Source organism: Achromobacter sp. T5-5, assembly GCF_055397965.1.
On sequence record NZ_AP027919.1, the window covers coordinates 1,494,876 to 1,519,809 of the forward strand.

Consider the following 24,934-nt stretch of genomic DNA (forward strand, 5'->3'; position numbering starts at 1 on the left):
GAAGCAAAAAACGACCCCGCCGCTGAATGCCTCCCCGCCAGCCTGACCTCCGTCGGGCCTTCGGGGAGCATTCAGCGGCGGGGTCTTTTTGTGCCCGCTGCCGCGAGCCGGGCGCCTACAAGCCCAACTGCCCCCACATATCGTCCACGCGCTTCTTGACGTTGGCGTCCATCGTGATGGGCGTGCCCCATTCGCGGCTGGTTTCTCCCGGCCACTTGTTGGTGGCGTCCAGGCCCATCTTGCCGCCCAGGCCGGACACCGGCGAGGCAAAGTCCAGGTAGTCGATCGGCGTGTTCTCGACCAGCAGCGTGTCGCGCACCGGGTCCATGCGGGTGGTCATGGCCCAGACCACTTCCTTCCAGTCGCGCGGATTGATGTCCTCGTCCACGACCACGATGAACTTGGTGTACATGAACTGGCGCAGGATGCTCCACAAGCCGAACATGACGCGCTTGGCGTGCCCGGCGTACTGCTTGCGGATCGACACCACGGCCAGGCGGTAGCTGCAGCCTTCGGGCGGCAGGTAGAAATCCACGATTTCCGGAAGCTGGCGGCGCAGCAGCGGCACGAAGACTTCGTTCAGCGCGACGCCCAGCACGGCCGGCTCGTCGGGCGGCTTGCCCGTGTAGGTCGAGTGATAGATGGGGTTGCGCCGCATCGTGATCCGCTCGACGGTGAAGACCGGGAACCAGTCCTGCTCGTTGTAGTACCCGGTGTGGTCGCCGTAGGGACCTTCCAGCGCCATCTCGTAGCCGCTGTCCGGCGGCGGATTGACGCCCTCGGGGACCACGGGCTTGATGGCGCGCGGATCCGAGGACGGCAGCAGGTGACCCTCCAGCACGATCTCGGCCCAGGCCGGCACCGACAGATTGCTGCCCAGCGCCTGCGCGACCTCGGTGCGCGAGCCGCGCAAGAGCCCGGCGAACTGGTATTCGGACAGGCTGTCGGGCACGGGCGTGACCGCGCCCAGCGTCGTGGCCGGATCGGCGCCCAGGGCGACCGCGATCGGAAATGGCGTGCCGGGGTGCGCGATGGCGTGGTCGCGGAAGTCCAGCGCGCCGCCGCGGTGCGACAGCCAGCGCATGATCAGTTTGTTCGGCCCCAGCAACTGCTGGCGGTAGATGCCCAGGTTCTGCCGCTTGGCGTTGGGCCCGCGCGTGATGACCAGGCCCCACGTCAGAAGCGGCGCAACGTCGCCCGGCCAGCAGGTCTGGATCGGCAGGCGGGTCAGGTCCACGTCCTTGCCTTCCCAGACGATCTCCTGGCAGGCGGGGCTTTTGACGTTCTTGGGGCTCATGTCCCACAGCGCGGACTTGAGCATCGACACCTTGGCCAGCGCATCGCGCAGGCCCTTGGGCGCTTCGGGTTCGCGCAGGGAGGCCAGCAGCTCGCCGATGTCGCGCAGGGCGCTGACGTTGTCGGCGCCCATGCCCCGCGCCACGCGGGCCGGGGTGCCGAACAGGTTGGCCAGCACCGGCATCTGCGCCGGCTGGCCATTGTGGCGGGCGTTTTCGAACAGCAGGGCGGGCCCTTCGGCGCGCAGCACGCGGTCGGAAATTTCGGTCATTTCCAGCTGCGTGGAGACCGGGGCGCCAATGCGTTTGAGCTCGCCCATCCGTTCGAGTTGGGCGATGAAGTCTCTAAGGTCGCGGTATTTCACTACAGATCCCTGCTATTTGGTTACATTTCAGGTTCAAAGAGAGGTTAACATTGACTCCCTCTTTTTTACGCAGGAGGTTCCATGCCCGATGCGTCAGTGGCCAGCCTGTTCAGGCACATGGCCCAAGGAGTGCACCAATATCTTGCCGAGTCCCTGCGCATTTGCTCTGTTTACCTGGGCATTGCGGTCATTGTGACGGTAAGCATGGGATTCGCCCTGCCTGGTTTGCGCGACCAGGCATTGCAAGTGCACAAAGCCTTGTTGACCGCCCTCGCGCCTTCGTCCATGCAGGCCAGCTCCGATTCCGAAGCCGGCTCCGAACTGGGTGTCGATTCGTCGTCGGCCATTGCCATGGCCGTTCCCGCCGCACCCGCCAGCAACGCCACCGGCATGCTGGGGCCGGCCCGTATCGCGCCGCCCGCGCCCAAGACGCCCGCCTCGGCGGCCACGGGGCCGCAGGCGGAAGCATTGCGCAACTATATCTCGCGCAAGTACAAGGTTGCCTATGACGCGACCGGCCCGCTCCTGAACACCGTGTACAAGGTCAGCCGCGAAAAGCAGCTCGATCCCTTGCTGGTGCTGGCCGTGATCGCCATCGAGTCGCGCTACAACCCGCTGGCGGAAAGCCACGTCGGCGCGCAGGGCCTGATGCAGGTCATGACCAGCGTCCACCAGGACAAGTTCGACGCGGTCGGCAAGAATCCGCTGGACCCCGCGGCCAACATCCGCGTGGGCGCCACCATCCTGCGCGACTGCATCAACCGGCGCGGGTCCGTGGACGGCGGCCTGGCGTGTTACGTGGGTTCCACCGGGCCGGACGACAACGGCTACGGCGCCAAGGTGCAGGCGGAACGCCGCCGCCTGGCGCTGGCGTCCGGCATCGCCATCGCGCGCGACTGAGTCTTCGCCCGGTTTCGCGCCCCGCTCCGTGCCCGGTTCCATGCCCCCCGGCTCGACAAAGCGCGCCCTCGCAGGCGCGCTTTGCCTTTGGGGGTCAGCGTTGCAGCAGCACGCCCATCCGGGCCACCGCCTCTTCCAGGCGGTCCAGCCCGGTGGCATACGAGAACCGCATGGTGTGCGCCGCATGCGCCGGGCCGAAGTCCAGGCCCGGGACGGCGGCCACGCCCGCTTCCAGCAGCAGCCGCTGCGAGAACGCGGCGCTGTCCATGCCCAGGCTGCTGATGTCGGCATAGATATAGAAGGCCCCGTCCGGCTTGACCGGCACGTCGATGCCCAGGCGCTCGAATTCCGGCAGCAGGTAGTCGCGGCGCTGCTTGAAGGCTTCGCGGCGGTGTTCGAAGATCTTCAGCGCGGCGGGCGTGAAGCAGGCCAGCGCGGCATGCTGCGCCAGCGTGGGGGCGCAGATGGCCAGGCTGGAGGCGATCTTTTCCACCGCCGCGACCATGCCGTCGGGCACGATCATCCAGCCCAGGCGCCAGCCCGTCATGTGGAAATACTTGGAGAAGCTGTTGATCACGATGACGTCGTCATCCAGCGTCAGCGCAGACCGCGGCTGGCCGTCATAAGACAGGCCGAGGTAGATTTCGTCGACGATGGCAAAGCCGTCGCGCTCGCGCACCTGCGCCAGCAGTTGGGCCAGTTCGCCGTGGGCGATGGAGGTGCCGGTGGGGTTGCTGGGCGAGGCCACCATCACGCCCTGCGTGGCGGGCGTCCAGTGCCGGGCCACGTCGGCGGCGGACAACTGGAAGCGCTTTTCCGCCGTGCTGGGAATCAGGCGCGGCCTGCCGCCCGCGGCCAGCACGAAATTGCTGTTGGCGGGGTAGGAGGGGTCGGGCATCAGCACCTCGCCGCCCGGGTTCACCAGCGCCGCGCAGGCCAGCGTCAGGGCGCCGGAGGCGCCTGCCGTGACGATCACGCGGCGCGGGTCGATCGTGGCGCCGAATTGCTCCTGGTAGAAGCGGGCGATGGCCTCGCGCAGCGGGGCGATCCCCGCGCCCGGGCTGTAGCCGCTGAGCCCGGCGCGGGCGGCGCGGTCCAGCGCTTCCACGACCTGGGGGGGCGCGGTAAAGTCCGGTTCGCCGATGCCCAGGCTGATAATGTCCTTTCCCGCCGCCTGCAGCGCCTGCGCCTGCTTGAACAGTTCCATTACCTGGAACGTCAGGAAATCATGGGTGCGGTCGGCGAGGCGGGGCATTGGAATCTCGAAAGCGTCATCTAGCAAAAAAGGAATTGTAGTCATGCAGCCATCCCGGCGCGCCTTTCTCCTTGGCCGTCGCCCGGTCCAGACGCCCTGGGCGGCCTTCCTGCAACGCCTGGCGCTGGTGTGCCAGGGCCAGGTCCGCGACCTGGGCGAGGGCGGGCCGGACGGCGCGTGCGCCATCCTCACGCCCGCTCGCGACGCCGACGCCGCGCAAGCGCGCAAGCTGTGCGCCGAATACCGCGTGGTCATGGAACTGGAGGGCGCGGCCGGGCCGTTCGCGCCCTCGGCCCGGCCGCGCCTGCGGGTGGATCCCGCCTTGTTGACCGGCCTGACCCGGCTCGATGGCCCCGCGCCGCGCTGGCGCGCGCAGCCGGGCGTGACGCTGGCCGAGTTGGCCCGCGCCGGGCTGCGGCAATTCGCCGGACTGCCGGGCGACATGACGCTCGCCCAATGGGTGGCGGCGCCGGCGCCCTGGCCGGCCGGACGCTGCGCGGCGTCGGGCCTGCTGGCGGCGGACGTGCTGCTGGCCGATGGCGTCGAAGAGACGCTGGGGGCGTTCGGCGAATCGGACGTCCAGCCGCTGCGCTCGGCCACGGTTCAGCGCCTGGTGCCCGCCTTGTTCCAGCTTGCGTCCGGCGGCGACGCCTTCGCGACCCACGACGGCTATCACTGGCTGGGCCGCTACCGCCTGGACGCGCTCAAGCCCGAGGCCCCGACCACCGTCAACCTGGCGCAGTTGCTGCTGGGCCACGGCGGCACGCTGGCTTGGCTGCATGGCGCGTTGCTGGCCGATGTGCCGGCCTGGAATGGCGCCGATGCCGACGGCGGCGCGTCGGCCCGATCCGCGCCCGACGCCCCTGGCCTGGCGACCGTCCGCCTGGACGGACGCGTCAAGACCCTGTTCGATCCCGACGGCTGCTTCCCCGAAATCCTGTGGCCGGAAGTCTGAAAAACATTCAGCTTGCTGTAAGATTTCGGCGCTCGATCCCAAGAACGAGGAAGGCGTGCCGTATCGCGTGGCGCGTCATGGGAATAGAATTCCTCCTCTTTCCGTGTCACACACTCTAGCCAGAAGCCGCCCTATGGATGCCAACCTTCGCAAAGCCGCCCTTGAATATCACGAGCACGGGCGCCCCGGCAAAATCTCTGTCACGCCCACCAAGCAGTTGACGAACCAGCGCGACCTGGCGCTGGCGTACTCGCCCGGCGTGGCGGCGGCCTGCGAGGAAATCGTGGCCGATCCGGCCAATGTGTTCCGCTACACCGCGCGCGGCAACCTGGTGGGCGTCATCACCAACGGCACGGCGGTGCTGGGCCTGGGCAACATCGGCGCGCTGGCCTCCAAGCCGGTGATGGAAGGCAAGGCGGTGCTGTTCAAGAAGTTCGCCGGCCTGGATGTCTTCGACATCGAAATCAACGAAACCGACCCGGACAAGCTGGTCGAGATCATCGCCGGCCTGGAAGCCACCTTCGGCGGCATCAACCTTGAAGACATCAAGGCGCCCGAGTGCTTCACGGTGGAGCGCAAGCTGCGCGAGCGCATGAAGATTCCCGTTTTCCACGACGACCAGCACGGCACCGCCATTACGGTGTCGGCCGCCTTCATCAACGGGCTGAAGGTCGTGGGCAAGGACATCAAGACGGTCAAGGTGGTCACGTCGGGCGCGGGCGCCGCGGCGCTGGCCTGTCTGGACCTGATGGTGGACCTGGGCCTGCCGCTGGAAAACATCTGGGTGACCGACATCGAAGGCGTGGTCTATGAGGGCCGCACCACGCTGATGGACCCGGACAAGGCGCGCTTTGCGCAAAAGACCGACGCGCGCAAGCTGGCCGAGGTGATCCAGGACGCCGACGTGTTCCTGGGCCTGTCGGCTGGCGGCGTGCTCAAGCCGGAAATGGTGGCCGCGATGGGGACGCGTCCGCTGATCCTGGCGCTGGCCAACCCCACGCCGGAAATCCTGCCGGAAGTGGCGCATGGCGTGCGCGACGACGTGGTCATGGCCACGGGCCGGTCGGACTACCCGAACCAGGTCAACAACGTGCTGTGCTTTCCGTACATCTTCCGCGGCGCGCTGGACGTGGGCGCCACGACCATCACGCGCGAGATGGAAAAGGCGGCGGTGTACGCCATTGCCGAACTGGCCGAGGAAGAACAGAACGAAGTCGTGGCCGCGGCCTACGGCACGTTCGACATCTCGTTCGGTCCCGAATACCTGATCCCCAAGCCTTTCGACCCGCGCCTGATCGTGCGCATTGCGCCGGCCGTGGCCAAGGCCGCGATGGAAGGCGGCGTGGCGACGCGCCCGCTGGCCGACCTGGAAGCCTACGAAGAGCAGCTCCAGCAGTTCGTGTACCACTCCGGCGCGTTCATGAAGCCGCTGTTCTCGGCGGCCAAGCGCATCGTGCGCGAGGGCGGCCCCGCCCGCATCGTGTTCGCGGAAGGCGAGGACGAGCGCGTGCTGCGCGCCGTGCAGGTGGTGGTCGACGAGGGCCTGGCCCGTCCCATCCTGGTGGGCCGCCCGTCGGTGCTGCTGACCCGCATCGAAAAGCTGGGCCTGCGCCTGCGCCTGGGCGAAGACGTCGAGGTCACCAACCCGGAATACGACGAACGCTTCCATCAGTACTGGACCACCTACTGGGAGCGCATGTGCCGCCGCGGCATCACCAAGGAAATGGCGCGCGTGGAAATGCGCCGCCGCATGACGCTGATCGGCGCGATGATGGTGCACCTGGGCGATGCCGACGGCATGGTCTGCGGGTCCGTCGGCGCCTACCACGACCATCTGCGTTTCGTGGATGAAGTCATCGGCCGCCGCCCGGGCCACAACGTGTACGCCGCCATGAACATCCTGCTGCTCAACGAGCGCACGGTGGTGCTGGTGGACACGCACGTGAACGACGAGCCCTCGGCCGAACAGATCGCCGAGTTCACCGTGGCCGCCGCGCGCGAAATGCGCCGGCTGTACCTTGCGCCCAAGGCAGCGCTGCTGTCGCGGTCGAACTTCGGCTCGGGCAGCTCGGCCTCGGGGGCCAAGATGCGCCGCGCGTTGGAGCTGATCCGGCAGATCGATCCCGAGCTTGAGATCGACGGCGAAATGCACGGCGACTGCGCGCTGGACGAGGCCCTGCGCATGCGCATCCTGCCTTCGTCCACGCTCAAGGGCGAGGCCAATCTGCTGGTGTGCCCGAACGTGGATTCCGGCAACATCGCCTACAACCTGCTCAAGACGGCGGCGGGCGGCAACGTGGCCGTGGGCCCGTTCCTGCTCGGCTGCAACGCGCCGGTGCATATCCTGACCTCCAGTTCCACCGTGCGCCGCATCGTCAACATGACCGCGATGACGGTGGTCGATGTCAATACACCGCGTTGAAGTGACGCCGGCCGGCAGGGCGTGCCCGCGCACGCCCACCGGCCTGGTGCTGATGGGCGGCGGCGCGCGCGCCGCCTACCAGGTCGGTGTGCTCAGCGCCATCATGGAGCTGCTGGACCCGGACTGGCATTCCCATTTCCAGAACCCCTTTGACATCATCTGCGGCACGTCCGCCGGCGCCATCAACGCCGCGGCGCTGGCCTGCCGCGCCGACCGGCCCCACCTGGGCGTGCGCCGCATCCGCCGCCTGTGGTCGTCGCTGAACACCGACATGATCTACCGGGCCGACGCGCCCGGCCTGATCCGCACGGGCGTGCGCTGGCTGGGCCTGCTGTCGCTGGGCTGGATGTACTCCGGCCTGACGCGCAAGCGCCCGCACTCCCTGCTGGACAATGCCCCCATGCAGGCGCTGCTGGAGCGGGTGCTGGACTTTCGCAACCTGCAATCCAACCTGGAAGGCGGCGCGCTGTCCGCGCTGGCCATTACGGCCTCGGGCTACACCAGCGGCGAGCATCTGACCTTCTACCAGGCGCACACCCGGATCGAGCCCTGGCACCGCTATCTGCGGCTGGCAATACCCACGCCCATCAATATCGACCACCTGATGGCGTCGTCGGCCATTCCCTTTGTCTTTCCCGCCCGCCAGGTGCACGTGCACGGCAAGGGCGAATGGTGCGGCGACGGCTCGATGCGCCAGCTCGCGCCGATCAGCCCGGCCATTCACCTGGGCGCGCACCGGGTGCTGGTGATCGGCACGGGCTACCGCGACGACACCCACCCCGAGGCGCGCGCCGATTCGCCGCCGTATCCGTCGCTGGCCCAGGTGGGCGGGCACGCGCTGTCGAGCATCTTCCTGGACAGCCTGTCGGCGGACGTCGAGCGCCTGGAGCGCATCAACTACCTGATGGAGCACGCCGGCCCCAATGGCGCGCCGCCCGCCGTGCGCCGCGTCGAGGTGCTGACCCTCACGCCCAGCCAGTCGCTGGACCTGATGGCGCTCGAGCATTTGCAGGACATGCCCGCCCAGGCGCGTGCGCTTTTCCGCGTACTCGGTGTATCGTCCGATCCAGGCCGTCCGGGGGGAGGGGCGCTGATGTCCTATCTCCTCTTCGAAGCCAGCTACACCAAGCGATTGATTGAACTGGGTTATGCCGATACGATGCAGCGTAACGACGAAGTGATCGCCTTTTTCAGGGAGGCACAGGCATGACGCGCAATGGCCAATCTACTTTGCAGCGGCAGCTCATGCGCGGCGGAGCGCTGGCTCACGACGGGCTGGACAAGAAGGCCGTGGTGGACGCCGCGCACGAACTTGGCCTGTCCTTGTTTGTCGCCAATTGCGACCCCTGCCGCAGCCGCTCGGCGGTACTGCGCGCCATCGTCAAGGCCGTGGATTTCCCCGAGTACTTCGGCGGCAACCTGGATGCCCTGTACGACTGCCTGTGCGACACGGTGCTGGACCACAAGTCCGGCGTGGTGCTGTGGCTGTACCGACTGCATTCCGGCGATCCGGCGCTGGAAGAAGACGCGGTCCGCATCGAAACCGTCTGTTCCGACGTTGCGGATTTCGCGCACGAAAACGGCCGTGTCTTCGCCTACGTGATCGAACACGCGGGCAAGCATCCCGATCCGGAGCCCGGCGTGGCCGCGGCCCCCTACGGCGAAAACGACTGATCCGGCCGGGCCGGACTACCAGCCCTGCAGCGCGCTGATCGCCGAAATCAGCGCCAGTCCGGCCGTCTCGGTGCGCAGCACGCGCGGGCCAAAGCGCACGGCCTGCACGCCCGCCTGGCGGGCTGCGTCCAATTCCTTATCCGACCATCCGCCTTCCGGGCCGACCAGCAGGGTCAGGGCCTGCGCGCCCGATGCCCCCGATGCCCCCGATCCGCCTTGCAGCAGGCCGGCCAGGTCTTGGTCGGCCTCGGGGTGGCAGAGCAGCCGCAATCCGTCGGCGGGTTGGGCCAGCCAGTCGGCCAGCGCCTGCGGCGCATCCACGGCCATGAGGCGGTTGCGGCCGCATTGCTCGGCGGCCGATTGCGCGATGCGCTGCCAGTGCGCCACGCGCTTTTCCAGCCGGGCGCCGGACAGTTGCAGCACGCTGCGCTGCGCGGCGATGGGGCAGACGCGCGCCGCGCCCAGTTCCACCGCCTTTTCCACCACCCAGTCCATCTTGTCGCCGGAGGGCAGGCCCTGCGCCAGCGTGATGCGTCCGCCCAGTTCGGCCTCGCGGGGATTGAACTCGCCAAGCTGGGCGTAGCCCGCCTTGCCGTCGATTTCCAGCACCGCGGGAAATTCGCCGCCCAGGCCGTTGAACAGCGTGATGGCCTCGCCGGCGCGCAGGCGCAGCACGCGCACGGCATGATGGGCAAGGGCGTCGGGAAGGGCGATGCGGGCGCCGGCGGCCAGGGGAACGTCGCAATAGAAACGGGGGGCGGGCATGGGGGCAGGTAGCGGGAAACGGGGCGTTCTGACGAGTACGCGTAGCCTACCACCGCTCGCCCCTTTCCCTTGGAAACCCCCGATTACATAGGGCATCCGGGCGATGGCGTCCGGGAAATCCCCTGATGCTAAAATCTCCTGCTTCGCAACCTACTCAACTGGCCCTATTTCCAACGTAGGCGCGCCAGTTTCAAAGAGCCTTCCGAATGAGCAATCCGACCGCCCCTAAACTTGCCTTGGCGGATGCCATCCGCGCCCTCGCGATGGATGCCGTGCAACAAGCGAACTCCGGGCACCCGGGTGCTCCCATGGGCATGGCGGAAATCGCCCAAGCCTTGTGGGCCGGCAACCTGCGCCACAATCCCAAGGATCCCGCCTGGGCCAACCGCGACCGCTTCGTGCTGTCCAACGGCCACGGCTCGATGCTGATCTACGCCCTGCTGCACCTGACGGGCTACGACCTGCCCATCGAAGAACTCAAGAATTTCCGCCAGCTCCATTCCAAGACGCCGGGCCACCCCGAAGTGGGCATCACCCCGGGCGTGGAAACCACCACGGGCCCGCTGGGCCAGGGCCTGGGCAATGCCGTGGGCATGGCGCTGGCCGAAGCGCTGCTGGCCGCTGAATTCAACAAGCCGGGCCACACGCTGGTCGACCATCACACCTACGCCTTCACCGGCGACGGCTGCCTGATGGAAGGCATCTCGCACGAGGTGTGCTCGCTGGCCGGCACGCTCAAGTTGGGCAAGCTGGTCGTGCTGTACGACGACAACGGCATCTCCATCGACGGCCACGTCGAGCACTGGTTCGCCGACGACACCGCCAAGCGCTTCGAAGGCTACGGCTGGAACGTCATCCGCGGCGTGGACGGCCATGACGTCGCCGCCGTGGACGCCGCCATCAAGGCCGCGCGCTCGCAATCGGAAAAGCCCACGCTCATCGTCTGCCGCACCGTGATCGGCAAGGGCTCGCCCAACATGGCCGGCACGCACAACGTGCACGGCGCCCCGCTGGGCAAGGACGAAATCGCCGCCACGCGCGCCGCGCTGGGCTGGTCGTCGGAACCCTTCCAGATTCCGCAGGACATCTACGACGGCTGGGACGGCCGCAAGCAGGGCGAGCAAGCCCAGGCCGAATGGCAGTCGCGCTTTGACGCCTACGCCGCCGAATTCCCCGCCGAAGCCGCTGAATTCGCCCGCCGCATGAAGGGCGAAATGCCCGCCGGCTACGCCGACCAGTTCAAGGCCTTCCTGGCCGCCACCCTCGAAAAGGGCGAAACCGTCGCCACCCGCAAGGCCTCGCAATTCGCGATCGCCGCGCTGGCGCCGCTGCTGCCGGAAATGCTGGGCGGCTCGGCCGACCTGACCGGCTCCAACTTCACCGACTGGAAGGGCGTCGCCGCCGTCCGCGCCGGCGACCAGGGCATCCAGTTCGGCCGCCACATCAACTACGGCGTGCGCGAATTCGGCATGGCCGCCATCATGAACGGCATCGCGCTGCACGGCGGCTACCTGCCGTTTGGCGGCACGTTCCTGACGTTCTCCGACTACTCGCGCAACGCCATCCGCATGGCTGCGCTGATGAAGCAGCGCGTCGTCCACGTGTTCACGCACGACTCGATCGGCCTGGGCGAAGACGGCCCGACCCACCAGTCCATCGAACACGCGGCCAGCCTGCGCCTGATTCCCAACCTGTCGCTGTGGCGCCCCTGCGATACCGCCGAGACCGCCGTGGCCTGGAACGCCGCCGTGACGCGTCCGGCCAGCATCGGCATGGACGTGCATGACGGCGGCCCCACGGCCCTGTTGCTGTCGCGCCAGAACCTGCCCTTCGTGCAGCGCGACGCGGCCACCGTGGACGCCATCGCGCGCGGCGGCTACGTGCTGCGCGACGCCGACGGCGCCCGCGCCGTCATCATCGCCACCGGCTCTGAAGTCGCCATCGCGCTGGACGCGCAGGCCCAGCTTGCCAAGGAAGGCATCGCTGTGCGCGTGGTCTCAATGCCCAGCACCGACGTCTTCGACAAGCAGGACGCCGCCTGGAAGCAATCCGTGCTGCCCAAGGGCCTGCCGCGCGTGGCCGTCGAAGCCGGCGTCACCGCCTTCTGGCACAAGTACGTCGGCCTGGAAGGCGCCGTGGTCGGCATCGACCGCTACGGTGAATCCGCGCCGGCCGGCGCCCTGTTCAAGTTCTTCGGGCTGACCGCCGACAAGGTGGCCGAGACCGTCAAGCAAGTTTTGTAAAAAAGGAGCTTAGTCATGACCATTCGCGTCGCCATCAACGGTTACGGTCGCATCGGCCGCAACATCCTGCGTGCCCACTATGAAGGTGGCAAGAAGCACGATATCGAAATCGTCGCCATCAACGACCTGGGCGATCCCAAGACGAACGCGCACCTGACGCGCTACGACACCGCCCACGGCAAGTTCCCGGGCACCGTCGAAGTCGACGGCGATTTCATGGTCGTCAACGGCGACAAGATCCGCGTCCTGGCCAACCGCAACCCGGCTGAACTGCCCTGGGGCGACCTGAAGGTCGACGTCGTGCTGGAATGCACGGGCTTTTTCACCACCAAGGAAAAGGCCGGCGCGCACATCAAGGGCGGCGCCAAGAAGGTCATCATCTCGGCCCCCGGCGGCAAGGACGTCGACGCCACCATCGTCTACGGCGTCAACCACGGCGTGCTGAAGGCGACGGACACCGTCATCTCCAACGCCTCGTGCACCACCAACTGCCTGGCCCCGCTGGTCAAGCCGCTGAACGACAAGCTGGGCCTGGAAAACGGCCTGATGACCACCGTTCACGCCTACACCAACGACCAGGTCCTGACCGACGTCTACCACGAAGACCTGCGCCGCGCGCGTTCGGCCACGATGAGCATGATCCCCACCAAGACCGGCGCTGCCGCCGCCGTGGGCCTGGTGCTGCCGGAACTGAACGGCAAGCTGGACGGCTACGCCATCCGCGTTCCGACCATCAACGTGTCGATCGTCGACCTGTCCTTCGTGGCCAGCCGCGACACGACCGTCGAAGAAGTGAACAGCATCCTGAAGGCCGCCTCCGAAGGCGAACTGAAGGGCATCCTGGACTACAACACCGAACCCCTGGTCTCGGTGGACTACAACCACAACCCGGCCTCCAGCACCGTTGACGCGTCGCTGACCAAGGTCTCGGGCCGCCTGGTCAAGGTCTCGTCCTGGTACGACAACGAGTGGGGCTTCTCGAACCGCATGCTCGACACCACCGTCGCGCTGATGTCGGCCAAGTAAGCACGCCGCCAGTCCATAAGGGGACGGATTTGTTTTCCGCCGTTGCGGAAAATGGGTTCGTCCCCTTTGTTCGCCTACCGAAGGAATCCAAATATGTCCAAGGTCAAAACTTTGTCCGCGCTGGCCAAGGCCGGCGCCCTGTCCGGCAAGCGTGTGTTCATCCGCGCCGACCTGAACGTCCCGTTCGATGACGCCGGCCGCATCAGCGAAGACACCCGCATCCGCGCCTCCGTGCCCGGCATCCGCCTGGCGCTGGACGCCGGCGCCGCCGTGATGGTCACCTCCCACCTGGGCCGCCCCAAGGAAGGCGTGCTGACCGAGGCCGATTCGCTCGCCAAGGTCGGCCAGCGCCTGTCCGAACTGCTGGGCATGCCCGTGCACCTGGTGCGCGACTGGGTCGACGGCGTGCAGGTCGACCACGGCCAGGTCGTGCTGCTGGAGAACTGCCGCGTGAACGTCGGCGAAAAGAAAGACGACGAAACGCTGGCCAAGAAAATGGCGGCGCTGTGTGACGTCTACGTCAACGACGCCTTCGGCACCGCGCACCGCGCCGAGGCCACCACCCACGGCATCGCGCGCTTCGCGCCCGTGGCCTGCGCCGGCCCCCTGCTGGAAGCCGAACTGGAAGCCCTGGGCCGTGCGCTGCACGAGCCCAAGCGTCCGCTGGTCGCCATCGTGGGCGGCTCCAAGGTGTCGACCAAGCTGTCCATCCTGCAATCGCTGGCCGACAAGGTCGACCAGTTGGTGGTGGGCGGCGGCATCGCCAACACCTTCATGCTGGCCGCCGGCCTGTCCATCGGCAAGTCGCTGGCCGAGCCCGACCAGGTCGACCAGGCGCGCGCCGTCATCGACATCATGAAAAAGCGCGGCGCGGCCGTGCCGATCCCGGTGGACGTGGTGTGCGCCAAGTCCTTCGGCGCCGACGCCGAGGCCACCGTCAAGGCGGCGACCGACGTGGCCGACGACGACATGATCCTGGATATCGGCCCCCAGACCGCGGCGCAGCTGGCCGAGATCCTGAAGCAAGCCGGCACCATCGTCTGGAACGGCCCCGTGGGCGTGTTCGAATTCGACCAGTTCGCCCATGGCACGGAAGTGGTGGCGCGCGCCATCGCGGATTCCGAAGGCTTTTCGATCGCGGGCGGCGGCGACACGCTGGCCGCCATCGCCAAGTACAAGATCGGCGAGCAGGTCGGCTACATCTCGACCGGCGGCGGCGCGTTCCTGGAATTCCTGGAAGGCAAGACCCTGCCGGCCGTGGCCGTGCTGGAAGCCCGCGCCGCGGGCTGATCTGCCCGGGGAAGGTGTCTGACACCCCCGGGATGCCGGCGTGATGCCGGGGCCCGCGCAAGAGGTGTCAGACACCGGAACGGGTGTCAGACACCCTTGCAATGCCATTGTCTTGATTTCCCGCGCACGCCGTGCGATCGGGTTGGTGTAGGCTAGGCGGTCGACCCGCGCCTTGCGGGAGTCCCTTCTTCCGGTCGTCCCGCAGCACCATGAACTTCCGTTTTATTCCCGGCCTGGCCAACTTCCAGGGCATTTCCCGTGAGTCGGCGCGTCGCGACGTCGCCGCGGGCCTGAGCGTGGCCGCCGTGGCGCTGCCCGTCGGCCTGGCCTATTCCGCCATGATGGGCGTGCCGCCCGTCGCCGGCCTGTGGGCCGCCATCGCGGGCATGCTCGCCTACGCCTTCTTCGGGTCGTCGCGCACCCTCATCGTGGGCCCCGACACCGCCACCTGCACCCTGATCGCCGCCACCCTGACCGGCATGGCGCTGACCACGCCCGAAGACCGGCTGCTGGGCGCCACCGCCATTGCGCTGACCGTGGGCGTAGGCTGCCTGATCGCGCGCGTCCTGCGCCTGGGCGTGCTGGCCAACCTGCTGTCGCGGCCCGTGCTCATTGGCTACATGGCGGGCGTGGCGATCACGCTGGCGACGTCGCAACTCAGCGGACTGACCGGCGTGGGACTGCGCAACAGCGGCCTGATCAATCCCTTCCTGGAGCTGTCGCAGCGGCTGTCCGAGATCCGGCTGCCCACACTGTTCCTCGGCGTGGCGTCGTGCGTATTCCTGGTGGCCGTCAAACGCTGGCGCCCCGCGTGGCCTGCCCCCATTTTGCTGGTGGTCGCGACCTGCCTGCTGTCGTGGGTATTCAATTTTCCGGCGCTGGGCATTGCCGTGGTGGGCGACGTGCCGGCCGGGCTGCCGGCGCTCAGCCTGCCGGTGCGTCTGGACAACGTGGACGGGGTCCTGCTGGGGGCCGCGGGCGTGCTGGTCGTCAGCTTTTCCAGCGGCATCGTGACGGCGCGCAGCTTTGCGGCCCGCACGGGTGAACACGTGGACCCGAACCGCGAACTGGTGGGCTTCGGGGCGGCCAACGTCGCGGCCGGCCTGTTCCAGGGCTACGTCGTGACGGGCGCCGATTCGCGCACGGCGGTGGGGCTGGTGGCCGGCGGTTCGTCGCCGCTGGTCAGCATCAGCGCCGCCGCCGCGCTGGCGGTCGTGGTGGGCCTGCTGAGCGCGCCGCTGTACTGGCTGCCGCAGTTCGCGCTGTCGGCCATTCTGCTGCTGGCCGCGGCCAGCCTGTTCGACTGGCAGGCCTTCAAGCGGCTGGCCCGGATATCCCGGATCGAATTGGCCTTCGGCGTGCTGGCGGCGGTGGGCGTGGTGGGGTTCGGCGTGCTGCAGGGCGTGGCCGTATCGGTGGGGGCGACGCTGCTGTACGCCATGTACGTGTCCGGCAATCCCCGCGATGCGCTGCTGGGCCGCCTGCCCGGTGAAACCGTGCTGGGCAAGCTGCACCTGAACCCCGAGGCCCGGCCCGTGCCCGGCGTGGTGATCTGGCTGTTCGAGTCCTCGGTGTGGTTCTTCAACGCCGACGCCTTCCGCCGGCGGGCGCGCGAGGTCATCGAGCAGGCGGGCGCCGTGCGCTGGTTCGTGCTGGATGCCGAAGCCATGACCCAGGCCGACGCCGACGCGGTCGAGGCGCTGTACGAACTCAAGCGCGTGCTGGACGAGCGCGGCATCACGCTGGTGGTGGCGGGCGGGCATGGCAAGTTCCGCGAGGCGCTGCAACGCTCGGGCCTGGTCAACAAGATCGGCCAGAACAAGATCTTCGGCAGTCCCGAGCAGGCGGTCGAGGCCATCGAGCGCTGGCGCCAGGATGCGCCCGACACGCTGGCCTGAGCGGCGGGCCAGGACGGGCCGGGCGGTCAATCAATGATGTGATAGCCGCCGTCGATATACAGCGTCTGTCCCGTCATCAAACGCGCCGCGTCGGTGGCCAGCCACGCGGTGGCTTCGCCCACGTCGTCGATGGACACCAGGCTGCGCGCGGGCGCCTTGGCCTGGGCGCGGTCCAGCATGGTGTCGAATTCCGCGATGCCGGAGGCGGCGCGCGTCTTGAGCGGTCCCGGTGAAATCGCATGCACCCGGATGCCTTGCGGCCCCAGCTCCGCCGCGAGATAGCGGGTGGCCGATTCCAGCGCCGCTTTCACCGGCCCCATCATGTTGTAGTGCTCCACGACCATCTGCGAGCCGTAATAGCTCATGCAGAAGAGCGTGCCGCCGCGGGCCATCAGCGGCTCGGCCAGGTGGGCCATGCGGATGAAGGACCAGCACGACACGTCCATCGCCTGCAGAAAGCCCGCGCGCGAACAATCCGTGACGCGGCCGTGCAGGTCGTCGCGCGGCGCGTAGGCCACGGAGTGCAGCACGAAATCCAGCGCGCCCCAGTCGGCCGCGATGCGGTCGAACACGGCTTCCAGCTCGCCGTCGTTCAGCAGGTTCATCGGCATCAGCAAGGGGGCGTCCACCTGCTGCGCCAGCGGCGCCACGTGGGGCAGCGCCTTGTCGTTCAGGTAGGTCACGGCCAGTTCCGCGCCCATCGCGCGAAACGCCTTGGCGCAGCCCCACGCGATGGAATCGGCATTGGCGATGCCCGTCACCAGGCCGCGCTTGCCCGCGAGCGGCAGGTGCGCGCTCATTGCTGCCTCACGAGGGCAAGGGTGTGTTGCGCGATGATGAGCTCTTCGTTGGTGCGCACCACGTACACGCCGATGCGGCTGTCGTCGCTGGAAATGCGCGGTCCGTGCCGGGCATTGCGTTCCGGGTCCAGCTTGATGCCCAGCCAGCCCCAGTGCTGGCTGATCGCCTGGCGGATCTCGGCGGAGTTTTCGCCGACGCCCGCCGTGAAGACGATGCCGTCGATGCCGTTCATGGCGCAGCCCAGGCCGATCATGCCTTCGGCCACGCGCCAGGCGAAGTATTCGAGCGCCCGCTTGGCCGATGGCGCATCGCTGGCCAGCAGCTCGCGCATGTCGTTGCTGATGCCGGACAGGCCCTTCAAGCCGCAGTCGTAATACAGCATGTGCTCGATCTCATCGTGGCTCATGCCTTGTTCCATCATCCAGAGCACCACGCCGGGGTCCAGGCGCCCCGGCCGGGTGCCCATGGGCAGGCCCTCCAGCGCCGTGAAGCCCATGGTGCTGTCCACGCTCTTGCCCTGGTGCATGGCGCAGGCCGACACGCCGGAGCCCAGGTGGGCGACGATGATCTTGCCCATGGCGATGTCCGGCAGCGCCTGCTTCAGCCGCTGCGCGATGTACTCGTACGACAGGCCGTGAAAGCCGTAGCGGCGCACGCCTTCCAGGTACAGGCGCTCGGGCAGCGCGTAGCGGTCGGCGACGTCGGAGTGGCTGCGATGGAACGCCGTGTCGAAGCAGGCGACCTGCGGAATCCACGGCCGGCGCTCGCGGATGACGCGGATCGGCGCCAGGTTGTTGGGCTGGTGCAGCGGCGCAAGCGGCGTGAAGGCGGCCAGCCTGGTCAGGATGTCGTCATCGACCAGCACGGGCTCGGACAGGTCGGGCCCGCCGTGGACCACGCGATGCCCCACGGCCAGGGGCGCGCCGCCCAGATGGCCGCTCAGCCAGGTGCCCACGACTTCCTGCGCGTTGGGCACGTCGGGGGCATGGCTGGGCGCGATGTCGCGCTCTACCAGCGCCTGCCCCGCCGCGTCGCGCACCCGCAGCCGGGGATGCGTGGTGCCGATGCCCTCCAGCTGGCCGCCCAGCCTGGGCGCGAGCGCGTGCTTGTCGTCGATGTCGTACAAATAGAACTTGATGCTGGAACTGCCGGCGTTGATGACGAGGATGGTGTCGCTCATGGCGGTGTGCTTCCACGTTGAGACAAGTCGCTCGGAGCCCGCGCGAGCGGGCAGGGGGCCTGCTGTCAGGCCAGGGGCTTGGCCTGCTCCTGGGCAAGGTGGTGGGCGTAGATCGCCGCCACCGCGCACGAGGCCAGGCGCGAACGCGGGCTGTCGGCGCGGCTGGTCAGGATGATGGGCACGCGCGCGCCCAGCACGATGCCGGCGGCCTCGGCGTTCGCCAGGAAGGTCAGGTTCTTGGCCAGCATGTTGCCGGCCTCCAGGTCGGGCACCACCAGCACCTGCGCCACCCCGGCCACGGGCGACCGGATGCCCTTGATGCGCGCCGCGTCCGGGCTGATGGCGTTGTCCAGCGCCAGCGGGCCGTCCAGCACGCCGCCCGAGATCTGGCCGCGGTCGGCCATCTTGCACAGCGCGGCGGCCTCGATGGTGCTGGGGATGCTGGGGGTGACCTGTTCCACCGCCGACAGGATCGCCACCCGCGGCTCGCCCAGCCCCAATCCCCGATGCAGGTCGATCACGTTGCGGATGATGTCAGCCTTGGTTTCCAGGTCGGGAAAGATGTTGATGGCCGCGTCGGTGATGAAGAGCGGTTCCGGGTAGGTCGGCACTTCCATGATGAACACGTGGCTGATGCGGCGGCCGCTGCGCAGGCCGGTGGTGCGCGCCACCACCTCGTGCATCAGTTCGTCCGTGTGCAGGCTGCCCTTCATGAGCAGCGCGGCCTCGCCGCTGCGCACCAGCGCCACGGCGGCTTCGGCGGCCGCGTGGCTGTGCGGCACATCGACGATGCGCGCATCGCCCAGGTTCAGCTTGAACTGCGCGGCGGTGTCGCGGATCTTGCCTTCGGGGCCGACCAGGATGGGCTTGAGCAGGCCCAGGTCGCGCGCCTCCAGCGCCGCCGACAGCGAGGGTTCGTCGCAGGGATGGGCGATGGCGCAGGGCGTCGCCTCCAGCGTCTGGGCGCGCGCGATGAGTTTGTCGTAGTGCGTGGAGGTGGGCAGGCTCATGATGTCTTGGCCTTGGAAGGTTGGCGGGAAGCCGCCTTGCCGCCAGCGCGCCGCGCCGGTGTGCTGGCGGACGTCTTGGCGGACGTCTTGGCCGCGCTGCCAGACCGGCTTCTGGCCGCGGTCTTGGCCGCCGGTTTCTCGGCGCCCTTGGCCGGTGAGGCCCCATTAGCCGCCTTGCGGGCCGCGGCGGGGTGCTGTCTGGCCGTCTTGGCCGGCACCTGCGCGGCAGCCTGGACCAGTTCGTCGACCGCGCTGCCGTTCACGGTCTCGGCCGCATCCTGCGCGCCGTTGCCCGCATCGGCCGCCTTGGCGGCGCGCCGGCGGGCCGCCGGCTGGGGCTGTTCGCGCCGCTGCGCGCGCCGCTCGGCCGCTTCGAAGATGCGCTCCATGTCGTTCAGGCTTTCACGCGCCGCGTCGCTGAGCGGCTCGGCGGCTTCCAGCACGCTCTTCATGGCGTCCAGGCCGGCGCGGATTTCGGCCGCCGTCGATCCTTCCAGCAGGTGCGGCATGGCCTGGATCGCGGCGGTCGAATCCAGCGTCATCATCAGGGCCTGTTCGCGGATGACGTCCTTGAACTGTTCAAGGGTCAGCGCGTTGTCGGCTTCGGCGCGCATCTTGCGGATCAGGGCGAAGCTGCGCTCGTCCAGGCCGCCTTCGGCGCCCGAGACATACAGCAGCATGCGGATCGCGGCCACGCGCAGGCCGCCTTCCTGCAGCATCGAACGCAGTTCCGCGGCGCGCTGTTCCATGAAGCGGCGATGCTCCGGGGACACCCCGGGATGCTTGCGCGGCGGACCGGACTTGGCGCCCAGGCCGGCCAGATCCTGTACTACCGGCGACCCGTAGATGCCCATGAAGGCGCGTTCGTCGGCCGAGTCGCGCATTTCCTGCCAGATGTTCAGGCCGGTCTCGACCATGTTCGAGAACATCTCCTGCGCGACCAGGAAGGGATTGGAGGGCGAGGCCTGCTGGCGGCTTTCGCGCACCTGTTCGGCCACCTTGGCGACCGGCGCGATCAGCGGGTTGCGGTCGGAGATCAGTTCGTAGGGCAGGCGCAGCGGATGCATGCGCTGCATCCATTCGGCCGATTGCGGCGTCACCATGGCGCGCAGCCACGGCTGCACGAAGCTGCGGTACATGCCGAGATTGATGTCGGAAATGCGGGCCACGGCGGCAAAGCGCTGGTCGTCTTCTTCGTTGCGGTCGACGATGGCGCGCACGTCGTCCAGCTTGCGCTGTTCGAAGGACAGGACATAGTTGCCGAAGGCGAGGTCCGCGTTGGGCGTATCCGGCGTCTTGTCGACGATTTCGGCTTCGTAGATGCCCGGCGGAAGCACATCGATCATGTCGATGTTGGAGGTGAATTCCTGGTGTTCCTTGCGGGCCACGCTGCCCGACACGAAGATGCCCAGGTGGCCAATGCTTTCATGCACGGCGTACACGATGGTCTGGCCGTGCGCGAGGATTTCGGCCTCGTTCTGATACAGGTCGGGTATCCAGCCCAGCGCCTGGGGCGGCGGGGTGATGTTGTCGCCCTTGGAGCAGAACACCACGATGGGCGAGCGGATGTTGCGCAGGTCGATGCGGATGCCGTCGGAGGTCACGAGACCTGCGGTGGCCAGGCGGTTGCCCACGAACAGGTTGTCGACGATGTACTGGATCTCGGGCCCGTTCAGGAAGACGTGGCCGCCCCACCACTTTTCGAAGCTCAGGTAGCGGCTGGCCTCGGTGTCGACCTTGGAGTACAGGTTGTACTGCTTGGACCACAAGGTGTTGGCCGGATTCAGGTTCTCGAAATTCTGCACCAGCCAGGCGCCGTCGAACTTGCCGTTGCCCAGGTCGCTGGTCAGCGCGGTGAGCCAGCTTCCGCCCAGCAGGCCGCCGGCATAGCGCATGGGGTTCATACCGCGCCAGCCCGCCCAATACGACAGGGGGGCGCCGGCCACGATGATGGGGCCGAAGAGCTCGGGATGGACGGCGGCGGTCATCATGATCTGCCAGCCCGCCTGGCAATTGGCCACGACGACCGGCTTGCCTTCCGCGTCGGGGTGCAGGGCGATGATTTCTTCCAGGAAGCGGGCCTCGGCCATCATCACGTCTTCGACGGTCTGCGTGGGCATGGGCTGAGGCAGGAACGTCGCGAAGTAGCAGGGGTGTCCCGCCCGCACGGCGACGCCGATTTCGCTTTCGGGTTTGAAGCCGCCGATGCCCGGCCCGTGGCCGGCCCGCGGGTCCACCACCAGGAAGGGGCGCTTGATCGGGTCCACTTCCACGCCCTCCGGGGGCGTGATGCGCAAGAGGCCGTAGTTGACGGGGCGCGGCAGCTCGCGGCCGTCTAGCACCAGCTCAAATTCCATGCTGAGCACATTGGGCGCGCGCTTGGCCATGTGATCGTGGTACTGATTGCCGCGCTGGCGCATCACGTCAGCGTAAAGCACGCCGCGCTGCCAGGCGTCCACCGCATATTCATAAGCGGCCGTCCAGGGGTTGAAGGACGGGACGGGCGTGTGATCGGTGCCGGATTCGGCCATGGCGATCTCCTGTAAATTGCTGCCGGCGGCAAGGCGCCGCCTGGCAAGCCGGTCCCAGTGGAACCGGCGGAGTTGACCTCCCCATTACACCGCAATGGATGCTGCGGTGCAACATCCGATCGCTTGCTCGGCGTCAAGCCGGGCCGGATCGGCCCGCTTCCGGTTGAGCCGCTTCAACCTGGTCAGCGGGCGGCGGCGTTGTGCTCCAGCCATTTCTGCACGCCCGGCCGCTGCCACTGGGCATCGACGTAGGCGCGCAGCGTGTCCGGCAGGTCGTCCTGCTCCAGGCGCTTGAGCATGGCCGCAAGGTCCGTGTCGGCAATACACCACTCGTCGAACAGCGTGGTCTGGTGGACGCCCACCAGATGGCTGGCCACCAGGATCAGCTTGGCCGCGGCGGCATGGCCGGCGTCGGACAGGGGCTGGCCGGCTTCTCCGTAGAACACGGTTTCGGTGGGGCGTTCCTGGCGCAGGGCCGTGAGGTCGCTGCGCAGCCAGGCCTGGAGCTGGCGGGCGCGGGCGCGCTCGCGCAGGCCGGCCGGAAACAAGGCGGCGTGTTCGGGCGCGGGAAAGGCTTCGTCCAGGTATTCGGCGATGGCGCTCGATTCGGTCAGGTTGAAATCCGCGTGCGTCATGGCCGGCACCCGCGAGGTGAGCGCGCGGCACTGGAACGGCTGCATGCGCTGCTCGCCGGCGTCCAGGTCGATGGGACGCACTTCGAACGGCAGGCGCTTTTCGGTCAGCGCCACATAGACCGACATGGCGAAGGGGCTGAGGAACAGGGAGTCGACGTATAGCGTAATCGGGGCGCCCAAGGCTTGTCTCCGGGTCAGGCGGGTAACGTATGGTCAGGCTGCGCGGGGCGCCTGCGTTTGCAAAGCGTAACGCAACGGCAACCCGGACGTGTCGCGCCGGCGCGTCAGTCCACGATGAAAAGCTTGGCGCCGGTGGCGGTGGACGAGCGGTGCGGTTCGGCCTGGTCGGCCACCTGGTAGCTCATGCCCGGCGTCAGCACGAACTGGCGGCCGTCTTCCAGCTCGGTGTGCAGTTCGCCTTCGAGGCAGAACAGGATATGGCCCTTGGTGCACCAGTGGTCAGCCAGGTAGCCGGCCGTGTACTCCACCATGCGTACCCGAAGATCGCCAAAATGGCGGGTCCGCCAGTACGCCATTCCGGTGTCGCCGGCGTGTTCGGTGCGTTCCACTTCGGACCAGTCGGTGGTGCCGAAGGGGATGTTGCTCATCTTCATCGTGATTCCTGCGGTGTGGGTGCTGGCCCCGGTCATCCGGGGCGAAAACAGAAAACACATACTACGCCATTCAGGCGGCCAGCTTTTTCTGCCAGAACATGGCGCGTCCGGTGGTCTCGTCCAGCGCATAGCCCTCGAAGCCCTGCTTGCGGTACAGGCCCTGGGCGACGGCGTTGCCTTCCAGCACTTCCAGCGTGATCTTGCAGCAGCCCATCTGGCGCGCCCGGTCCTCCAGCGCGGCCAGCAGTTGCTTGCCCACGCCGCGGCCCTGGAACGCCGGCGCCACCGCCAGATCGTGCAGGTTGAGCAGTGGACGGCATGCAAAGGTGGAGAATCCCTCGAGGTAGATCGCCACGCCGGCGGCCTGGCCATCGACGCGGGCCAGCAGGGCGTGGGCGGTGGGGCGGCGGGCCAGTTCCGCGATCAGGTTGGCCTGCGCATGGGCGGGCAGGGGCGTGTTGCCGCCCATGGGTCCGCTGGCGTATTCGTTCAGCATGGCCAACACCTGGCGGCCGTGTTCCGGGTCATTGAAGTCGACGTCGATGATGTCCAGCACGTTCGGTTTCCTTCGCGCGGGCACGCGGGGCCCGCGATGGATGATGTCGGGAAGCGGCGCGACCGGGGCGGACGCGCGCCAAACCGACCATTATGCGCCGTTTCCAACCTGGCAAATTGCATTGAAAAATCGGTCCATAGCCCCTATCTTTTGGCTATTCAAGGCCGGATCCGGCTGTGCCGGACGCGGCCTCAACCCTCTACGTGAGCTGGAACATGGAGTTCAAGGACTACTACAGCATTCTCGGGGTGGAACAGGGCGCGTCCGACGACGACATCCGCAAGGCCTACCGCAAGCTGGCCCGCAAATATCACCCCGACGTCAGCAAGGAAAGCGATGCCGAGTCGCGCATGCGCGACGTCAACGAAGCCTATGACGTGCTGCGCGACGCCGAAAAGCGCCAGGCCTATGACAACCTGGCGGCGGGCGTATCGCCCGATGGGGGCTTCCAGCCGCCGCCGGGCTGGGACGAAGGCTTCGAATTCCACCGCGGCGCGGCGCCCGGCGACGAAGCGCAATTCAGCGAATTCTTCTCGTCGCTGTTCGGTGGCCACGGCGGGCGGCGCGGGGCGCGACAGCAGGAGTTCCGCGCGCGCGGCGAAGACCACCATGCCGCCATCGAAGTCGACCTGGAAGACGCGTTCAAGGGCGCGACGCGCGACATCAGCCTGCGCTCCATGCAGATGGACGCCCAGGGCCGGCCGCAGATGCAGAGCCGCACGCTCAGCGTCAGGATCCCGGCTGGCGTGCGCGAAGGCCAGTACATCCGGCTGGTCGGACAAGGCATGCCCGGTTATGGCGGCGCCGAAAACGGCGACCTGTACCTGGAAGTGCGCTTCAAGCCGCACCCGCGCTATCGCGCCGATGGCCGCGATCTCTACATGACGCTGCCGGTCGCGCCCTGGGAAGCCGCGCTGGGCGCGCATGTCCAGGCGCCCACGCCCGCGGGCACGGTCGAGGTGTCGGTGCCGCCGGGGTCCGGCAACGGCCGCAAGCTCCGGCTGCGGGGGCGCGGCATCCCGGGCGATCCGCCCGGCGACCTGTACCTGGTCCTGGACCTGGTCCTGCCGCCGGCCGACAGCGACGCCGCCAAGGCCGCCTACCGCAAGCTGCAGCAGGATCTGCCCTTCAACCCGCGCCGCAACCTGGGGGTCTGACCATGAAGAAGATCGTGATCGCCAGCGCCACCGTCGTGGGCAAGTCGCAACCGCTCAGCGCGGATGACCTTGCCCGCGCCTGCGGGGCGGAAGTGGAATGGGTGGCCCGTCTGGTGGAAGTGGGCATCGTCAACGCCAGCGGCGGCGGCCCGTCGGAATGGCGCTTCTACAGCGTGGACCTGCAGCGCGCCCTGCACGCGCGGCGGCTGGAACGCGACTTTGGCGCGGGGCTGGATGCCGTGGCCCTCATCCTGGACCTGAGCCAGGAGGTGCGCCGCCTCAGGGCGCAATTGCGGGCGCTGGGGGGACTGCCCTGACCCGCGGGAGGGGGTAGGTAAAATGGGCGCCCGCCGCCTGCTGCA

21 protein-coding genes are annotated in these 24,934 nt (G+C 68.0%); 11 read left to right on the forward strand and 10 right to left on the reverse strand.

The features are described 5' to 3' along the window. Window positions 1-115 precede the first annotated feature (115 nt). Window positions 116-1,660 (reverse strand): 4-hydroxy-3-polyprenylbenzoate decarboxylase, encoded by a 1,545-nt coding sequence (gene ubiD / locus ACZ50Q_RS06720; protein WP_464080962.1) that lies wholly within the window; start codon window positions 1,658-1,660, stop codon window positions 116-118. Between the two features lie 81 nt (window positions 1,661-1,741). On the opposite strand from ubiD, the gene ACZ50Q_RS06725 reads away from it, so the two are divergent. Continuing rightward, window positions 1,742-2,560, forward strand: coding sequence for a lytic transglycosylase domain-containing protein (locus ACZ50Q_RS06725; protein WP_092578690.1), 819 nt, complete (start codon window positions 1,742-1,744; stop codon window positions 2,558-2,560). Window positions 2,561-2,654: 94 nt separating this feature from the next. Here ACZ50Q_RS06725 and ACZ50Q_RS06730 read toward each other — a convergent pair whose 3' ends face one another. Further along, window positions 2,655-3,815 (reverse strand): pyridoxal phosphate-dependent aminotransferase, encoded by a 1,161-nt coding sequence (locus ACZ50Q_RS06730; RefSeq protein WP_464080963.1) that lies wholly within the window; start codon window positions 3,813-3,815, stop codon window positions 2,655-2,657. 43 nt (window positions 3,816-3,858) lie between these two features. On the opposite strand from ACZ50Q_RS06730, the gene ACZ50Q_RS06735 reads away from it, so the two are divergent. The 4 genes from ACZ50Q_RS06735 to ACZ50Q_RS06750 all read left to right on the forward strand — a co-directional run bounded on the left by ACZ50Q_RS06735 (window position 3,859) and on the right by ACZ50Q_RS06750 (window position 8,866). Next, window positions 3,859-4,770, forward strand: coding sequence for an FAD-binding protein (locus tag ACZ50Q_RS06735; protein ID WP_464080964.1), 912 nt, complete (start codon window positions 3,859-3,861; stop codon window positions 4,768-4,770). A 133-nt stretch (window positions 4,771-4,903) separates the two neighbouring features. Continuing rightward, a complete protein-coding gene (locus ACZ50Q_RS06740; protein ID WP_464080965.1) occupies window positions 4,904-7,192 on the forward strand; it encodes an NADP-dependent malic enzyme in 2,289 nt (762 codons plus the stop codon). Continuing rightward, a complete protein-coding gene (locus ACZ50Q_RS06745; protein ID WP_076516057.1) occupies window positions 7,173-8,402 on the forward strand; it encodes a patatin-like phospholipase family protein in 1,230 nt (409 codons plus the stop codon). Before ACZ50Q_RS06740 ends, ACZ50Q_RS06745 begins: the two co-directional genes overlap by 20 nt. Beyond that, window positions 8,399-8,866, forward strand: a complete 468-nt coding sequence (locus ACZ50Q_RS06750; RefSeq protein WP_076516055.1) for a barstar family protein — start codon at window positions 8,399-8,401, stop codon at window positions 8,864-8,866. The genes ACZ50Q_RS06745 and ACZ50Q_RS06750 overlap by 4 nt, the downstream gene beginning before the upstream one ends. A gap of 15 nt (window positions 8,867-8,881) precedes the next feature. Here the strand turns inward: ACZ50Q_RS06750 and ACZ50Q_RS06755 are convergent, their stop codons facing one another. After that, entirely contained in the window at window positions 8,882-9,631 is a 750-nt protein-coding gene (locus tag ACZ50Q_RS06755; RefSeq protein ID WP_464080966.1) for a 16S rRNA (uracil(1498)-N(3))-methyltransferase, read from the reverse strand. A gap of 206 nt (window positions 9,632-9,837) precedes the next feature. On the opposite strand from ACZ50Q_RS06755, the gene tkt reads away from it, so the two are divergent. The 4 genes from tkt (at window position 9,838) to ACZ50Q_RS06775 (ending at window position 16,088) form a co-directional block, all read left to right on the forward strand. After that, window positions 9,838-11,874, forward strand: a complete 2,037-nt coding sequence (tkt, locus tag ACZ50Q_RS06760) for a transketolase (RefSeq protein ID WP_464080967.1) — start codon at window positions 9,838-9,840, stop codon at window positions 11,872-11,874. A gap of 15 nt (window positions 11,875-11,889) precedes the next feature. After that, window positions 11,890-12,900, forward strand: a complete 1,011-nt coding sequence (gap, locus tag ACZ50Q_RS06765; protein ID WP_076516049.1) for a type I glyceraldehyde-3-phosphate dehydrogenase — start codon at window positions 11,890-11,892, stop codon at window positions 12,898-12,900. A gap of 93 nt (window positions 12,901-12,993) precedes the next feature. Then, window positions 12,994-14,190 (forward strand): phosphoglycerate kinase, encoded by a 1,197-nt coding sequence (locus ACZ50Q_RS06770; protein WP_092578702.1) that lies wholly within the window; start codon window positions 12,994-12,996, stop codon window positions 14,188-14,190. Between the two features lie 209 nt (window positions 14,191-14,399). Continuing rightward, complete coding sequence (locus tag ACZ50Q_RS06775; RefSeq protein ID WP_464080968.1) at window positions 14,400-16,088, forward strand: SulP family inorganic anion transporter; 1,689 nt, start codon at window positions 14,400-14,402, stop codon at window positions 16,086-16,088. Window positions 16,089-16,114: 26 nt separating this feature from the next. Here the strand turns inward: ACZ50Q_RS06775 and fabI are convergent, their stop codons facing one another. The 7 genes from fabI to ACZ50Q_RS06810 form a co-directional block, all read right to left on the reverse strand. Beyond that, window positions 16,115-16,888: an enoyl-ACP reductase FabI gene (gene fabI / locus ACZ50Q_RS06780; protein ID WP_092578706.1), complete on the reverse strand. Its 774-nt coding sequence runs from the start codon at window positions 16,886-16,888 to the stop codon at window positions 16,115-16,117. Further along, window positions 16,885-18,069, reverse strand: coding sequence for an acetate/propionate family kinase (locus tag ACZ50Q_RS06785; protein WP_092578708.1), 1,185 nt, complete (start codon window positions 18,067-18,069; stop codon window positions 16,885-16,887). The genes fabI and ACZ50Q_RS06785 overlap by 4 nt, the downstream gene beginning before the upstream one ends. Before the next feature lie 65 nt (window positions 18,070-18,134). Continuing rightward, window positions 18,135-19,079 (reverse strand): phosphate acetyltransferase, encoded by a 945-nt coding sequence (locus ACZ50Q_RS06790; RefSeq protein ID WP_076516039.1) that lies wholly within the window; start codon window positions 19,077-19,079, stop codon window positions 18,135-18,137. After that, complete coding sequence (locus ACZ50Q_RS06795) at window positions 19,076-21,610, reverse strand: DUF3141 domain-containing protein (protein WP_464080969.1); 2,535 nt, start codon at window positions 21,608-21,610, stop codon at window positions 19,076-19,078. Before ACZ50Q_RS06795 ends, ACZ50Q_RS06790 begins: the two co-directional genes overlap by 4 nt. A gap of 182 nt (window positions 21,611-21,792) precedes the next feature. Beyond that, a complete protein-coding gene (yfcF, locus tag ACZ50Q_RS06800) occupies window positions 21,793-22,425 on the reverse strand; it encodes a glutathione transferase (RefSeq protein ID WP_076516035.1) in 633 nt (210 codons plus the stop codon). 104 nt (window positions 22,426-22,529) lie between these two features. Beyond that, entirely contained in the window at window positions 22,530-22,859 is a 330-nt protein-coding gene (locus ACZ50Q_RS06805; protein WP_092578714.1) for a DHCW motif cupin fold protein, read from the reverse strand. 70 nt (window positions 22,860-22,929) lie between these two features. Beyond that, window positions 22,930-23,415, reverse strand: a complete 486-nt coding sequence (locus ACZ50Q_RS06810; protein ID WP_464080970.1) for an N-acetyltransferase family protein — start codon at window positions 23,413-23,415, stop codon at window positions 22,930-22,932. A 215-nt stretch (window positions 23,416-23,630) separates the two neighbouring features. On the opposite strand from ACZ50Q_RS06810, the gene ACZ50Q_RS06815 reads away from it, so the two are divergent. Further along, window positions 23,631-24,572 (forward strand): DnaJ C-terminal domain-containing protein, encoded by a 942-nt coding sequence (locus ACZ50Q_RS06815; RefSeq protein ID WP_092578718.1) that lies wholly within the window; start codon window positions 23,631-23,633, stop codon window positions 24,570-24,572. A gap of 2 nt (window positions 24,573-24,574) precedes the next feature. Continuing rightward, the gene (locus ACZ50Q_RS06820; protein ID WP_092578720.1) at window positions 24,575-24,889 is read left to right on the forward strand and encodes a chaperone modulator CbpM; all 315 of its coding nucleotides are present in this window, start codon (window positions 24,575-24,577) and stop codon (window positions 24,887-24,889) included. Window positions 24,890-24,934: the final 45 nt, after the last annotated feature.

Bases quoted from the DNA above. Each gene is read 5' to 3' on its own strand.
- ACZ50Q_RS06725 (WP_092578690.1), top strand. From the start codon at position 1,742: ATGCCCGATGCGTCAGTGGCCAGCCTGTTCAGGCACATGGCCCAAGGA.
- ACZ50Q_RS06730 (WP_464080963.1), bottom strand. From the start codon at position 3,815: ATGCCCCGCCTCGCCGACCGCACCCATGATTTCCTGACGTTCCAGGTA.
- ACZ50Q_RS06735 (WP_464080964.1), top strand. From the start codon at position 3,859: ATGCAGCCATCCCGGCGCGCCTTTCTCCTTGGCCGTCGCCCGGTCCAG.
- ACZ50Q_RS06740 (WP_464080965.1), top strand. From the start codon at position 4,904: ATGGATGCCAACCTTCGCAAAGCCGCCCTTGAATATCACGAGCACGGG.
- ACZ50Q_RS06745 (WP_076516057.1), top strand. From the start codon at position 7,173: ATGTCAATACACCGCGTTGAAGTGACGCCGGCCGGCAGGGCGTGCCCG.
- ACZ50Q_RS06750 (WP_076516055.1), top strand. From the start codon at position 8,399: ATGACGCGCAATGGCCAATCTACTTTGCAGCGGCAGCTCATGCGCGGC.
- ACZ50Q_RS06755 (WP_464080966.1), bottom strand. From the start codon at position 9,631: ATGCCCGCCCCCCGTTTCTATTGCGACGTTCCCCTGGCCGCCGGCGCC.
- tkt (WP_464080967.1), top strand. From the start codon at position 9,838: ATGAGCAATCCGACCGCCCCTAAACTTGCCTTGGCGGATGCCATCCGC.
- gap (WP_076516049.1), top strand. From the start codon at position 11,890: ATGACCATTCGCGTCGCCATCAACGGTTACGGTCGCATCGGCCGCAAC.
- ACZ50Q_RS06770 (WP_092578702.1), top strand. From the start codon at position 12,994: ATGTCCAAGGTCAAAACTTTGTCCGCGCTGGCCAAGGCCGGCGCCCTG.
- ACZ50Q_RS06775 (WP_464080968.1), top strand. From the start codon at position 14,400: ATGAACTTCCGTTTTATTCCCGGCCTGGCCAACTTCCAGGGCATTTCC.
- fabI (WP_092578706.1), bottom strand. From the start codon at position 16,888: ATGAGCGCGCACCTGCCGCTCGCGGGCAAGCGCGGCCTGGTGACGGGC.
- ACZ50Q_RS06785 (WP_092578708.1), bottom strand. From the start codon at position 18,069: ATGAGCGACACCATCCTCGTCATCAACGCCGGCAGTTCCAGCATCAAG.
- ACZ50Q_RS06790 (WP_076516039.1), bottom strand. From the start codon at position 19,079: ATGAGCCTGCCCACCTCCACGCACTACGACAAACTCATCGCGCGCGCC.
- ACZ50Q_RS06795 (WP_464080969.1), bottom strand. From the start codon at position 21,610: ATGGCCGAATCCGGCACCGATCACACGCCCGTCCCGTCCTTCAACCCC.
- ACZ50Q_RS06805 (WP_092578714.1), bottom strand. From the start codon at position 22,859: ATGAAGATGAGCAACATCCCCTTCGGCACCACCGACTGGTCCGAAGTG.
- ACZ50Q_RS06815 (WP_092578718.1), top strand. From the start codon at position 23,631: ATGGAGTTCAAGGACTACTACAGCATTCTCGGGGTGGAACAGGGCGCG.
- ACZ50Q_RS06820 (WP_092578720.1), top strand. From the start codon at position 24,575: ATGAAGAAGATCGTGATCGCCAGCGCCACCGTCGTGGGCAAGTCGCAA.